This window comes from Streptomyces sp. NRRL S-455, from assembly GCF_000717875.1.
Taxonomy (GTDB): Bacteria; Actinomycetota; Actinomycetes; order Streptomycetales; family Streptomycetaceae; genus Streptomyces.
Genome location: NZ_JOCT01000012.1, coordinates 161686 through 174938 on the forward strand (window position 1 = coordinate 161686; position 13253 = coordinate 174938).

Sequence of the window (13253 nt, forward strand, 5' to 3'; positions counted from 1 at the left end):
GCCTACTCACGTGAGTAGGCACTTACGCAAGCTCCGACTACTCACGTGAGTGGTCAAGGTCGGCTTGTGAATGCGTTCACTTTCACAAGAGTCGGCAATGGGGAAGCCCCCGGTTTCCCAGGGGCTTCGTGGTTAGCGTCGGATGAACCAGCCGCCGTCTCGCGCACCTGCCGGAATCTCTCCGGCTTCGATCCGCGCCGCGTGCATCGCGCGGGCTTCGGCTTCGGTGGCCGCTTCGTACTCGTTAGTCCGCTTCTTGATCCCCCGGTTGGTCTTCGGGTTGATCTCCATGAAGTCCTTGATCACGATCCGCATTTCCCGGTCCCTCCCTCGTTCCTGCTTACGTAGTAATCATACCACAGACTACTCACATGAGTAGTCACATGTCGGAGGAAAACGGGGCGAATATTGCGTGGGCATTACACATTGATTGACCGAGAGTGATATTTAGGCCCAGCCGGCCTAACCCACAGTAATCACGTGCGACGCGACCGGCGTGACCACTCGACGGATACCGGCAGCGCGTATGAGCGTCCAGCACGCGGGGCACGGTTCGCGCGTCGTATAGAGCGTCGATCCGGCAAGCTCAGCGGCAGGCGCATGACGTATCGCGTTCCGCTCAGCGTGATCGGCAACACAGTTCGCATAGTCGGAGTTGGGCGCGCACTCGACGGCGCTCATTCGGCCACGTGGACAAGCACCCGCCGACGCACACCCGGGAACGCCGGACGGCGCACCGTTGTAACCCGTGCCGCGTACTTCGTGGTTCGCGTTCACGAGAATCGCGCCAACCCGGGAACGCGTACAGTCCGCGCGCGTTGCCACCCATGCGGCACCGGCCAGAAAGTACGCGTCCCAGGACGGACGGTCAGACAAGGGCAAGCCCCCGTTCCAGAAGCGCCGTGATCTCTTCGCCGGTCGCTGCGCCCCTGTGCTCCGCCAACACGTCGCCGTACGGGTCTTCGTCGGCGTACACGCGGACGGTCGGCACCACTTCGACGCCTTCAGCGCGTGCGTCCGACTCCGTCACGCTGACAAACTCCGGCTCGACGTCAGCGCCCCAGCATGCCGACTGGAAGTCTCGCCACACGTGCGACGTACCCCAGTGGCCGGGAAGCCCGACCAGAACGGCATTGATCACTTCTCGTCACGCTCCCAACAAGTCGTCTGCGTACGGGGCGCGTTGGGCTGAAGCGGCACCGTGCCGCCCTTCGGCGGATTGACCCTGGGGGCAGGCTTCGGGGGAGTGACGCGCGGAGCCATGGGCGCCGGACGCGGAGCCGGAACGCTGACGCCTACCGTCGTAATCGTGGTGCACTCCGTGTCGTCGTCGTCGAGCGAACAACCGCTCAGCAGGACGGCGCCAACGGCAACGGCAACGATCTTCTTCACTGGGCACTCCCGTAAGGCGAAGTCGGCATGTCCTGAACGGAGTTGGGGGCGACGCTGCGAAGGTGCCCCAGGACGAGACCGGCGAACTCCCGAATCTCAGCGTCAGCGGCCACGTGCCAACGCGTACCCAGGACGTCACGCCACGCGCGGAGATTGCCGGTCACGACCATGTCGACGGGCGCGGCGTTCGGCAGTACGGCACGGGCGGCTTCGCGGGCTTCCTTGCGCTTCAGCCCAGCGTCCATGAGTTGCCCAACAAGGGTTTCGTACACGTGAAGTGCGCCCTTGTAGGCACCCGTCATGTATGCCTTTGCCGACGGCTTGTCGCGTAGCGCTGGGGGTATAACCGGCTCCGTGCCCGCGTAGTCGACGTACCGCTGAGAGACGACGCTAAAGCTCAGGTGTCGGTGCCGGGAAAGCTCCGTCAGAAGCGCGCGGGAAACGCCGCGAACCAGGAACGTGACTGAGCTGTGCTCCAACACGCTGTAATGACCCTGGGCGAGGATGTTGCCCAGGTAACCGGCGTTCGTCGCCGTGGCCGGGTTGGGGCGGTCGAACGACTTGTAACAGATACGACCGGCGGCTTCCCCCAGCGCGTCAGCGCCCGACGTCGGCCAGTCTTCACTGTCGCTGTCCCATGCGCTGTAGCCGTACGCGTCGCGCATTACAGAGGCGCTAAGCATCGTGCGCGCAAGAATGTCAACCCTCATAGGCGTCTCTCCAAGGGAGGGACCCGACTACTCACGTGAGTAGTCGGGTCCGGTTGCTAGTTGTCTCCGGCGAGCCACTGGGCGAGCGACAGAACGTCGTACGGCGTCAGCCCCTCGGCCCAGTCGTGCGGAGTGAGTAGCGCACGTGCGCTCTTCCATGCGTCGTGACGGTGTGCCATGCGTTCGGCTTGTCGTTGTGACGCCGTCTTGCGCGGTGGCTTCGCCTCAGTAGGCACGACGGAAGCCGCCCACACGGTCAGTGTCGAGTGCCGCGCGAATGTCCGCCTGCCGCTTCGCCTCAGCCTGTCGCCAACCGGCATCCGTACGGGCGCCGATACTGACGCTGCCGCCCTTGTCGGCTTCCTCAACAAGCCACGCGGCAAGCTGACGCGCCTGAGCGGGAGTCATCACGGCACGGTCGCCCGGAACGGCAAGGCTGATCTTGCCCGGTTCTGACGACTTCACGAAGCCGACCACTCGCCCCGACTCTGTCTGAAGCGTGGCCTTCGTCTCGTTCACTACACGCAGCATTCTGTTTCTCTCCTTACGCGAAAAGCGTCAACTGTTCCGGCGTGAATTCGTGGTGACTGATCTCTACGGCTTCTTCGGCCACAAAGACGACTTGCCCGAGCCCCCCGACGCGCACGGCCCAGTCAGGAACGTCGTATTCCCAGACCAGGAAATCGGCTTCGCTCATGGCTTCCGTCCAGCCGTCGAACCACTCATTGAGCGCTTCGCGCGAATCGAACCCGCATCGCTCTTCCTTCGCGATTCCGCGAAGTCTGTGATCCGCGTACGGGCACGGATGCTGCATGTCGGAGTGTGCCCAACCCATGCCGCTAAGCGCGCCGTACTGGGCGTCAGTCAGACCCTTCGCCGTGTACGGGCCGGAAGGGAAGCCGGAGTCGAGCGCCGACCGGTGACCAACTCTCCAAACGCGCACGTCGTCTCTCCTTCGTCGTGTGCTTGCGTGCCCAGGAAGGGAGTCGAACCCTTCAAGCCGTACCGGTTACGACCTGGGCTGTGCGCTGACTACTCACGTGAGTAGTCAGCGGAGTGTCAGCGGGTGCGGCAGGCAAGCCGCTTAATGAGAGGCACCGACTCACCGAAGGTGCGCGTCACGGAAGAGATCACGTCGCCGTCGGCGTTCCGAGTGACGAACTCGATCCCGGCGCCGTCGCGCTGAGTGGTGATCGTGTGACCGGACGCAAGGGTGAAGGTCTGCACTGGGTTTCTCCTGATTCCTGCGGAAGCTGTCTTGTTCGCCAGTAAGGGAGTCGGTTACTCGCTGCGCGATAGGTACTCAATCGCCGCTCTAAGCAGGTCGGGGGAGTCTCTAAAGTTGCCTAGCGCGGTGTTACAGGGGAGACACAGCAGCCCACGAATGCACTTGCCACACGAGCGCGTACCCGAACAACAAGCGTGGTCATGGTCGACCGCGAATGATTTACCGGTGGCGCACTCCGGCGCCCCGCATACCGCGCACTTGTTGCCCTGATCGCTGAGAAGTCGCGTGTAGTCGCTCAGGGATATCCCGTAGTAGTGCCGAAGCCGAGTGTCACGTCTCGCTTCTGGATTGCTCTTGCTGTACGCCGATGACCTAGCGCGCTCGCATTCCTTGCACACGGAACGCCGTCCGTCGCTACGACGCTTGTCCGGGCTGAACGAGCTAAGCGGCTTCGCCCCTCCGCACTTCGTGCACGTCTTCACTTGCGTCCGGCGTTCGTGAGGATTGCGGCGGCAGCGTCGGTGAGCACCTGGGCGTAAGCCGGGTCAGTGAGGCTCACAGCGGCGGCATAGCGCTTCGCAAACGCCTTCCGGCCCTTCGCACGGTGGGCGCGCACGTTCTGAGACGTCATGCCGAGGAAGGCGCACAGCCCGTCAAGGTCGCCGGAGTCGCCCCAGCCAAAGTCGGCAGCGCCACCGATACCGAAGCTGTGCCGGAGTACGTCACGCTGTGCCTGGCCCATCGAGTCGAGCGTGTCATTTACACGGGCGTGCTTCTCCGCAGCGTCGGCCATACGGTCATCGCGCGCGTCCCGAAGGTCGTCGACAAGGTCGCCTTCCATGGACGTCGACACAGCGGCAGCAAGCACCCCCATGGCGTCGAGCACGTAACGGCGCTCCGTCGGGTCGCTGGGGACCGTCAGCGCGTCTTCGAGCGCCGCAACGTCCGCCGGGGTCGTCTCACCCATGGCGGCAAGCTCCAACGCGTCCAGCACGCACACACGGGCGTCAGCGTCACGCGGAACAGCCACGTATCGGGTGAGCACCTGGGCGGCTTCGATCAGGGCGCCCTTACCGACCTTCGGGCGAACTTCCGGTTCTTCGTCCGTCACGGAGAGGCTGACTGTGTCGGCAAGGGTCACGTCGTTTTCGTCGACTCCCTGACCCAGTCCCTTTACGGGCTTGTCGAGCGAAAGCGCACCCTGCCATGCGAGTCGGGCGGCTTCGGCACGGTCGGCGCTGAGTCGCTTGCCCTTCGGCGGCAAGGTCTGTGCAAGCTTCGCCGCTTCGTACACGTCGCCGTCGGCGGCTTCGAGCATCGCAGCGAAGACCTTCACGGCGTTTTCGTCGGCTCCGGCGTTGCCGTTGCGCTCAGCGCGCACAGCGTCCTTCAGGGTCGCCTCTACGGTCGTGTACGTGAGCTTCAGGAACGCTTCCGCCGTCGTGTCCGTGAAGCGCTTCAGCAGGTCCCAGACGGCGACGCGCCCAACCTGAGCGAATTCGTCGGCGTAGTCGTAAAACCGGGGGCCGCCGTGCGGAGCCATACGGTTCGCGGCCTTACGGGCAAGCACTTCGATGCGGGACTCAGTGGCCTTGATGACTTCCGCGACAGCAGGAAGGTCGTTGCCCTGGGCAGCGCGAATCGTCTCGATAGACAGCATGGGGGTTTCTCCATCAGGTCGGTTGACTCCGGGTAAGGGAGTCGGTGACCTGAGCGGAGAAGTGACCGGGGTCACTGATCTGTCGCGGCAAGGTTTCGCATGCTTCTGGGCATGCGAAGGCAACCGATACGGTCACCGACTCTTGCCGACGGGGGACTGATCAGTTCCGGTCCGTCGTGCAGCACGAACGTACAGCGTGACTACTCACGTGAGTAGTCACTGGTTTGCTCGCGCACTCTCATCAGACGACACAGATAGTTGAAGGGGAACCTTTAGAAGCAAGGTGTAACCCGGGGTCATACTTAGGGATGAGAGGTTTCGCATATGCAGGGAGCCCCGTTACCTGTCATTTACAGGTAACGGGGCTTAGACACCCTGTCAGGGGGCGCGCTGACTACTCACGTGAGTAGTCAGGGATCGTTATGCGTGCGTGACATACGGACTGAACGGATCACACGTCAGCGCCGTACAGCGACCCCCAGGACCGTCCCCCTAGCTCCGCCTCAGCGACGACAGGCACGCCGAAAAGATCCATCGTCATGCAGCGCTCAAACTCGCGCGCAATGTCCTTTGCGTCCGACTTGGGGGCACTGAACACGATCTCATCGTGAATGGGCAACTTCATGTAGTCGAGAAGACCGGCGTCACGCATGTTCAGCATTGCCTGACCCAGGACGTCACGCGCTGCCGACTGACACTGATAGTTCACGACGGCGTACGTACGGTGCCGGTCGAGCGGAAGGCGCCGACCAGTCACCGACACAGTCACAAGACCAGTCGCGCGTGCCTCACGCTGCCACTTCGAAGATGCGCGCTTGATCTCGGGAAAGACCCGGTCGTATTCAGCGACAGCACGCGCAATCTCGTGTTCGGGCGCTCCCGTCTGTCTCGAAATGGTGCCGATGCCACCGCCGTATACCTTGCCGAATCCGGCGCCCTTGAAGACTTTTCGATCCCGCTTCGTCGCGGCTTCGCCCTTGATGAGCTGCGCCGTATACATGTGGATATCGAAATCGGAGCCGCCGTTTACGAAGCCGTCTTTCATGCGCTTCACGTTTGCCAGCGCTGCCAGTACGCGCATTTCGATTGCCTGAAAGTCGACCGAACCGAAAATGTGGTCCGGCCGGTCGCCCAGGATTGCGCGCCGGATCATCCAATCCGAAGACGGCAGCGTTTGTGCGGCAAGGTCACCCGTGATGGACATGCGCCCCGTACGCGCGGCTAGCGTCTGCACAGTCGGGTGAATGCGCCCAGTCGGGTCAACGTTCGCCGCGAACTTGTCGGCGTACGACGACACCCATTTCCCAGCGCGCTTCGCCCTCAGAACGGCTTCGGCCAACGGGTTAGGCTCACGCGCCCCGATACGTTCCCAGTCACGGTCTAGGTCCGCCAACGGCAACAACACTGCCTTGTCGACCTTCAGCGCTCCGCCGTCGGTCGTCTCCGTCAGCGTCTCGCCCATGGCCAACAAGGCTTCGGCCACCTGGGCGCCGGAGTTGACGGAGTCGACACCCCACATTGCCGCTACAGTCGCGTAGCGCTCTTCTTCCTCGCGGAGCATGCGGCGAAGGGTGTCGACGTAGTCAAGGTCGAGCACAAGCCCAGCGCGCTGCATGTAGGCGCACATATAGGCAATCTCGTGTTCGTACTCGACAAGCTTCGGCCGTACGCCCAGCCGATCATGTTCAGCGTCAAGGCACGGATTCAGTCGCGCCGTGTAGATCACGTCGAGACCGGCGTAAAGGTTGTACGTCGGGTGCCGAAGGTCGATACCCGCCCACCCGGTTGCCTTCGTCAGCTTCAGCTCACGGAAAACCGCCGTAAGGTCGCCCTGAGTGTCCGGCGCTGACGGGTCAACGTAATAGGCGCTCAGCGGCTTCAGGCCAGTACCTATGCCGCCTTCCTGGGGCTGACGCGGGTCAATCAGCGTCGCCTTAATCTTTGTGTCCGTCGTGCGCGGAGCAAGCGACTCAAGCGAAACGGGAGTGTGCGCGTCGAGCACAAGCCAATCGAACGGCGCGTTATGAATCAGAAAGCGCGGGCAGTGCGTCAGAACGTAGTCGGCGGCTTCGCGGAACCTGCCGCCCAGTTCGTAATGGATAACCCACGCTTCGCGCGTCGTGCCGAATTGCACCGTGCGCAACCGATAGTTCGGCGCGTAGATGTCGAGCCCGGTCGTCTCCGTATCCAACGCAAGTTCGGGCTTGTTGCGCGCCCAGTGCATGAACTCACGAAGATCAGCGTCAGTCTCGGGGACCCGTATCGTGACGACGCCACCGGCCACACCGTGGCGGTAAGTGATCATGTGTCAACTCCCTTCACTCACCTGCCTAGAAGGGAGTCGGAGACGCGAAGAGCCCCTGACTACTCACATGAGTAGTCAGGGGCTTCCCGGGTCAGTCCTGGGCGAAGATGCCCGGACCAGTAGCGGCGGCAGGCGCGTCAGCCATGCGCACGCCGACCAGCGCAATACCCTTGTTTGTCTTCTTCTTCATCACGTTGCGCTCTTCCATGGCGCCGTAAAACGCCTTCCGGCTCCAAATCTCCTTGCGCTGCAAACCCTCAGCCTCACACCAATCGGTGTAAGCAAGGTATGCATCCGCACCCGGCAACACGTGCGAGTCGTCAGCCGCTTCGAGCACACCCGGAAAGAATCCGGCGAGCGCATCGGACGTTGCCCGGTACTCGCGCGTGGCACTGGAAATGCTCTCAGGATCGCGAAGCCCGTTCGCGTACCATTCGACGGCTCCGCGCACAGCCCACGCCACAATGCCCGCAGCTTCAGCGCGAAGCTTCCTGTCAAGGTCGTAATCCCGCTCGTGGGGCGCGAAATACCGAGTGAACGGAATGAGCTTCACACGGCGCCAAAGCCCTTCATCCTGTGACTTAAATTTCGGCTTGTGGTTCGTGGCAAGCATGATCAGAAACGTGGGCGCGAACGTGAAGAATTCCTGTCGCAGGAATCGCGCCGTGACCTTGTCCTTACCCGTGACGCGCTTCAGGACGGCTTCGCTCATGGGCTTGCCCGACTCGCCCTCAGACGCCATGACGAGACGCGCACCACGAAGGGCGGCAAGATCGTTCGGAATCCCTCCGCCGTTGCCCTTGTCTTCGAACGTGGCGAAGGGCGTCGTCTTCGTGATCCGGCCGAACACGTCAGTCAGCGTCTCCGTGAAGACGCTCTTACCGTTGGCGCCCTTACCCCAGAGCACGCCGAAACACTGTTCGCTCGTGTTGCCGGTAATGCCGTAGCCGACAAGCCGCCGGACGTAGTCCACAAGATCAGCGTTGTCCGGGAAGATTTCCGTAAGGAACTGTTCCCAGCGCGGAGCCTTCGCCGCCGGGTCGTACTCCAGCGGCAGCGACACAGTCAACATGTCACCCTTGTCGTGCGCCCGAAGCTTGCCCGTGCGGAGATCCACCACGCCATTCGCGAAGCTCAACAGGTGCGGCTTAGCGTCGAACTCCTCAGCGTCCACGTACACGCTGGGCACGCTGCGAAGCTCCGTCATGAGCGCGTCGATTCTCGTGGTCATGGTGAAGCCGCGCGACTCCGGCAGGCACCCGGCAAGCACAAGCGCCGCGCCCATGGCGTGAATCTCCTGACGCACACGCGTTGCCGACTTGACCCAGGTCACGCCGTCCCAAACGAAGTACCCCAACCCGGGGGCGTACTTGATACGCCCGTCAGTCCATGCGACCAGGGCGTGAGCGTTCATCGCGTCCGACTCGCCGTACGTCGACACAAGGTCGCCCAGGATGCGGGCAGCGTCGGCGCCCTGGTCGCTCGACACCTGAACGGCGCCGGTCCGCTGGGCAACCTCCGCCTTACGGTGCTGTGCCTCAGTGGTCGCCCGATCCTTCACGGGGCGAGCGGCCTTGACGGCAGCGTGAAGAGCCTTCGGGAACGCTTCAGGGTCGCGCTCACGCCAATCGGTAAGGTCTTCGCCTGCCGTCGGAACGGTCAGCGCGTACACGTCGATACCGTGGGCGGCAAGCCCCTCAGACAGACGAAGCGTGAAGCTCTGTCCGGCAGTGTCGTTGTCGCCACACACAATGACCTGAAAGCCGCGAAGCCCGTCGGCCAACTCCGCGACAAGCTCAGGATTGTTGACCAGGGAAGCGCCCCGGACGGCAACGGCGTCATACCCAACGCTGACGGCTGTGAGCGCGTCGCCCGGCCCCTCAGTGACCAGAATGACCCCGTAACCGGCTTCGCCCCTGAACACGCCGTACGGCGCCCAGCGCTGCCCTTCAGGGTTGCTCAGACTCAGCCACCGCCCCGGACACTGCCCACTCAGGTCACGCCCCTGGGCGCCACGGGTCACGCCGTCGAACCCCTTCAGCGGCACCACGAGACGCGGGTACCGGGCGAAGGTACGGGAGACGAACGACGGCTGAATGCCTGCCGCTACCGCACGGTCGTATTCCTCCGGCCGGAACGGCTTAGCTTCGGAGTACCGGAGCCCCAGCCGCTCAGCCTCAGCGGGTCCGATACCGAACCGGTTGTCGGCATACGTACCGTCACCCAGCGGCAGCGACTCAAGCCACATGCGGAGCGCGACCACGTTTGCCGGACCAACCATCTTCGGCCTTTCCTTCGGAACGGTAGCGCCGTCGCCGGTCGCGTTGAACAGATCAGCCCACTTCAGCCCAGCGGCATCGACGACGTCCTTCGTCTCACAGCCCGCGCGGCACGTGAGTCTCACCTTCAAGTCGTCACCACGCCAGATACGCAGCGACGGACGCGAGTCGGCGTGAGCCGGACAGACGGCGAGATACCCCCCGTCCGGCTCTTCGCTGACTTGCTGGAAACGCCCCAGGATGCCGACGAAGTCCATACGAACCCCCTTCGATAGTTGCTCTCAGTGGGGCGTAAGGGAGTCGGTTACTCGACGGCAGGCGCGAACGTCAGTGCCCAGTCGGCAAGCGTCTTCGCACCCTTGCTGAGGTTGCAAGGAGCGCACGCCGGAAGCATGTTGTGCGCAGCGTCGGCACCCCCCTTGCTGAGCGGGTGCACGTGGTCAAGGTGCGTTGCCCGTCCGTCGCAGTAGGCGCAGCGATACCCCCAGCGGCGCATGATCTCGGTTCGGGAATACTCTTCGTGCTCGACGCCGTACGCCGTGGCACGTCGCTTCTGACTCAGGGTGTGCCGCTTGTCCTTCGGAAGCTTCCGGTAGTAGTCCTTGATATACGCCTTCCGGCGCTTGTTCCGGCACGGCGCGCAAGCGCATTTAGGTTCGTGCGTCACTTCCTACCCCCAGCACACAGCGCAAGCGCGAAGGAAAACCCGGATATGAAGGCCAAGCACACGGCAACGATGACGTTGAACTTTTCGTCGGTACTCACTCGCCCCACCACACAACGGACGCGCCACGAGTGATGGCGGTAGTCAGCGCGTCGGCGTAGCGCGCCCAGTCTCGCCGGTCGGTCGCCCCTTCCTTCAGGTAAATCGTGTCGCCCGGAAGTCGATCCCGGACGTCCCCCAGGGCAGGCGCCATGTCCGGCCCAATGAACAGTGCTGTGTGCATGTCTCTGCTCCCTGACTACTCACGTGAGTAGTCCGAACGCGACGAAGCCCCGGTACGAAGCGCAATGCTCCGCCCGGGGCTTGTCGGTCAGTGTTGTCCCGTCACGTTGCTACGCAACAGGCGTACGTGCTCCGTGCCGATCCATTCAGCGCGAAGCGTCTTCCGTTCGTCCAACCCGCTTCGGGACTCGACGCCGGTCGGCTGCACCTTCAGGAACGGAATTCGCTTGCCGTACGCGTAGCGAATCTCGATTTCCCGAATGATCGCGTCCGACGCGCGGCATCCGTTCCCACAGCGGGTGGCGTAATTGATCAGGTCACCGACATACAGCCTTTCCCCGGCGTAGTCGGTGACCGTTCCGCGCTGACCCATCAGTGATATTCCGGATCGAAGTCGTCTGCCGTTGGGGTGCCGAAGCGTCGAGCGCGCTCACTCAGGACGGCACGGCGAGCTTCCGGCGGGTAGTCCCACAGCGGAAGCTTTACCGTGCCGTCATGTGCTTCACGGAGCGCACGCGCCCAGTTGAACGGCTCCGTAGCGTCTAGCTTCACTCCGCGATAGCGTCGTTGTACGACTTAACGACGTTGATAACGGGCTTGTAATACGAAACAAGCTTGTTCCGCATGGGACCCTTCTTCGGCGTGTACTCGACCAACTCCAGTTCGAGATAGCCGAACACAGCGCCGCCCCGGCCGATACGCTCGACGTCGTCTTCGGCTTCGTGCAGAACCTTGAAGAGCGTCCATGAACCGGTCTGGAACTTGAACTTGCCAAGCTCAGGGTCGTCGGCCAGAGAGAACGTCACGGTGATGGACGGGTTGGGTCCGTCATCGTTCTTCGCGTCCGCCTTCCGCTCATCAAAGAGCTTCGGGCACCCGCACGGCTGACCGATCATGTCCGGGTCGTTGTGCGAGACGAAGTCGAAACCGTCACAGTGGTGCTTCAGCTTGCCGTTAACCCACTGCTTCATGTCCCAGTGGATACCGTCCGCCTCAATGACGACCGGAATCCGGGACTTCTCCGTGAAGACGTCGATGAAGTTTTCCGACGTGCTCTCCTCGTTCTCAACCGGCGAGCCGCCGAAGAGCTGAGCGACAGCGTCGGCCACGGACTTCTCGCCGGTAGAGATGCGCCAATCGGCAAGCGCAACGGGAACCATCTTGCCCCGCTCGTTCAGCTCCGAATAGCCGGAGTGGAACCGGCCAACGGTGTCGTCGCTGTACGTCTCGCGCTTCTTCGGCTTGTTGTCTTCGTCGCCTGCCCAAATGGAACGCTTAGCCATGTGTGTGCTCCCACGTGTCGGGGGCTTGTTGCCCGCTTCACTTGTGGGTAAGGGAGTCGGTGACCCGCGCTGACTACTCACGTGAGTAATCGGGCGGTACAAGCCGCAATACAAAAAGCCCCTCAGCGCCCGTGTAAGGCACTGAGGGGCTTCACTGGGGGAGTTACGTCGACTGGGCGACGCTAGCCGCCACAGCTACCGCACAGCCCGCTTCGCTGGGGGTTGCACAGACAGTTGGGACCGGTCAACTTTCCTCCTTCACAGGCGAGTCGCCCAGCACAGCGCGCACAGCGTCAGCTTGTGCCCGACGGTCGCGGATCACGCGCTTCGCGCGCTCGACGGCTTCGGCGGGTTCGACGTCGTCAATCCACACGTCGATTTCGTCCAGCAACACGGAGCCGACGCACAGTTTCTCGCGAAGCTGTACGCGTACTTCAGCGTTGCGGAACGGGTAGCGCCCCGGCTTCACACGCCAAAACTCCGCCACTAGCGCGCCCTTCGCTGAGTACCGGTCACCATGCGACCGGTCGACTTCCGCGCAACCGGCTTGCCGATCACCTTCCGGGAAAGATCACGGTCCCAGTCGAACGTTGCCCGCAGATGAAGGAACTGGGCGAAGACGTCCGGCCCAGTCTCAACCGGCTTGAACGCCCAGGTCTCATCTGTGATGTGCAGTACGGCAGCGCCGTCGAACTCCGGCATGGGCGACGTGTTGCCGTCCGGGTCAATGACGAAGTCGGCGTTCATGTAGGCGCTCATCTGAAGGGCAACGTCGGGATACGTGCTCTTCGACGTCTTCCAGTCGCCCATGATCAGATGCGGCTTCCCGGACCGGTCCGGCGTGGGCATGCCGTTGTCGTCCAGCCAAATGCGCATGACGACGTCAAAGCTTCCGGCGTACCCGTAGGTGTCCGACCATGCGACGTCCTCAGCGCGCACAAGCTCAGGGTTGACGGCGTCAAGGAACTCACGGAAGTGCTGGACGTACGGCGTCAGATCAGCGCGCACCCGCCCGACGTACTCACCGCGAATCAGGCGCTCGAAAAGATCGTGCGCTTCGCTGCCCAGGTCAGCGCGAACCTTCGTGTACCGGCGCGCGGCACCACTGAGGTACTGAACGGCGCCTTCCTTGTCGCGCGCTGCCATGTCGGCAACGAAGTCAATGGAGTCGACGGCAAGCTGTGCCGCCATTTTCGCGTTCCACGGGCCGAGGAAGTTTTGTTTCGGCAGCATGCCGATAACCGACGTGACGCCCGGGTGAACGACTTCCCGGTTTTCGGGATGGACGTAGAAGCGGCTTCCGCCCCGGTAGATAGTGCGGACCTTCGGCACGATGTGCCCCCTTCAGCGGTAGGTGTCTCTACCTGTCTGAAGGGAGTCGGCTACGTGGTGACGCTGTGATGCAGTGGCGCCAACTCCGGATTGCTCTTAGAGAAGTCTTATGTGATTC

At 62.8% G+C, this 13253-nt stretch carries 18 protein-coding genes; all 18 read right to left on the reverse strand.

Annotated features, from left to right (window positions below; all coding sequences use genetic code 11):
- Positions 1-132: 132 nt before the first annotated feature.
- Complete coding sequence (locus IE97_RS0117905; protein WP_030240691.1) at positions 133-315, reverse strand: hypothetical protein; 183 nt, start codon at positions 313-315, stop codon at positions 133-135.
- Positions 316-462: 147 nt separating this feature from the next.
- Positions 463-882, reverse strand: coding sequence for a deoxycytidylate deaminase (locus IE97_RS40405; protein WP_037835115.1), 420 nt, complete (start codon positions 880-882; stop codon positions 463-465).
- A complete protein-coding gene (locus IE97_RS0117915; RefSeq protein WP_030240697.1) occupies positions 869-1141 on the reverse strand; it encodes a hypothetical protein in 273 nt (90 codons plus the stop codon). Before IE97_RS0117915 ends, IE97_RS40405 begins: the two co-directional genes overlap by 14 nt.
- A 247-nt stretch (positions 1142-1388) precedes the next feature.
- Positions 1389-2057, reverse strand: a complete 669-nt coding sequence (gene thyX / locus IE97_RS0117920) for an FAD-dependent thymidylate synthase (RefSeq protein ID WP_199809818.1) — start codon at positions 2055-2057, stop codon at positions 1389-1391.
- Positions 2058-2158: 101 nt separating this feature from the next.
- Positions 2159-2281 carry a hypothetical protein gene (locus IE97_RS43460; RefSeq protein ID WP_267881779.1) on the reverse strand — a complete coding sequence of 41 codons (123 nt, stop codon included), beginning with the start codon at positions 2279-2281 and terminating at the stop codon, positions 2159-2161.
- Positions 2282-2327: 46 nt separating this feature from the next.
- Complete coding sequence (locus tag IE97_RS0117930; protein ID WP_199809819.1) at positions 2328-2633, reverse strand: hypothetical protein; 306 nt, start codon at positions 2631-2633, stop codon at positions 2328-2330.
- Between the two features lie 13 nt (positions 2634-2646).
- Positions 2647-3045 carry a hypothetical protein gene (locus IE97_RS0117935; protein WP_030240712.1) on the reverse strand — a complete coding sequence of 133 codons (399 nt, stop codon included), beginning with the start codon at positions 3043-3045 and terminating at the stop codon, positions 2647-2649.
- A 116-nt stretch (positions 3046-3161) separates the two neighbouring features.
- Complete coding sequence (locus IE97_RS42525) at positions 3162-3329, reverse strand: hypothetical protein (protein ID WP_199809820.1); 168 nt, start codon at positions 3327-3329, stop codon at positions 3162-3164.
- 54 nt (positions 3330-3383) lie between these two features.
- Positions 3384-3812 (reverse strand): endonuclease domain-containing protein, encoded by a 429-nt coding sequence (locus tag IE97_RS43790; protein ID WP_030240715.1) that lies wholly within the window; start codon positions 3810-3812, stop codon positions 3384-3386.
- Positions 3809-4990, reverse strand: a complete 1182-nt coding sequence (locus tag IE97_RS0117950; protein WP_030240720.1) for a sigma factor — start codon at positions 4988-4990, stop codon at positions 3809-3811. The genes IE97_RS43790 and IE97_RS0117950 overlap by 4 nt, the downstream gene beginning before the upstream one ends.
- Before the next feature lie 451 nt (positions 4991-5441).
- Positions 5442-7295 carry a DNA polymerase gene (locus IE97_RS0117955; protein WP_030240723.1) on the reverse strand — a complete coding sequence of 618 codons (1854 nt, stop codon included), beginning with the start codon at positions 7293-7295 and terminating at the stop codon, positions 5442-5444.
- 91 nt (positions 7296-7386) lie between these two features.
- Complete coding sequence (locus IE97_RS0117960) at positions 7387-9831, reverse strand: phage/plasmid primase, P4 family (protein WP_030240728.1); 2445 nt, start codon at positions 9829-9831, stop codon at positions 7387-7389.
- A 47-nt stretch (positions 9832-9878) separates the two neighbouring features.
- Positions 9879-10070 (reverse strand): HNH endonuclease, encoded by a 192-nt coding sequence (locus IE97_RS43795; protein ID WP_420706104.1) that lies wholly within the window; start codon positions 10068-10070, stop codon positions 9879-9881.
- 265 nt (positions 10071-10335) lie between these two features.
- Entirely contained in the window at positions 10336-10521 is a 186-nt protein-coding gene (locus IE97_RS0117970) for a hypothetical protein (RefSeq protein ID WP_030240732.1), read from the reverse strand.
- Between the two features lie 87 nt (positions 10522-10608).
- The gene (locus IE97_RS0117975; protein WP_030240734.1) at positions 10609-10893 is read right to left on the reverse strand and encodes a hypothetical protein; all 285 of its coding nucleotides are present in this window, start codon (positions 10891-10893) and stop codon (positions 10609-10611) included.
- Positions 10894-11068: 175 nt separating this feature from the next.
- The gene (locus IE97_RS0117985) at positions 11069-11803 is read right to left on the reverse strand and encodes a hypothetical protein (RefSeq protein ID WP_030240740.1); all 735 of its coding nucleotides are present in this window, start codon (positions 11801-11803) and stop codon (positions 11069-11071) included.
- A gap of 244 nt (positions 11804-12047) precedes the next feature.
- The gene (locus tag IE97_RS0117990) at positions 12048-12272 is read right to left on the reverse strand and encodes a hypothetical protein (RefSeq protein ID WP_199809821.1); all 225 of its coding nucleotides are present in this window, start codon (positions 12270-12272) and stop codon (positions 12048-12050) included.
- A 17-nt stretch (positions 12273-12289) separates the two neighbouring features.
- Entirely contained in the window at positions 12290-13135 is an 846-nt protein-coding gene (locus IE97_RS0117995; RefSeq protein ID WP_030240745.1) for a hypothetical protein, read from the reverse strand.
- Positions 13136-13253 lie beyond the last annotated feature (118 nt).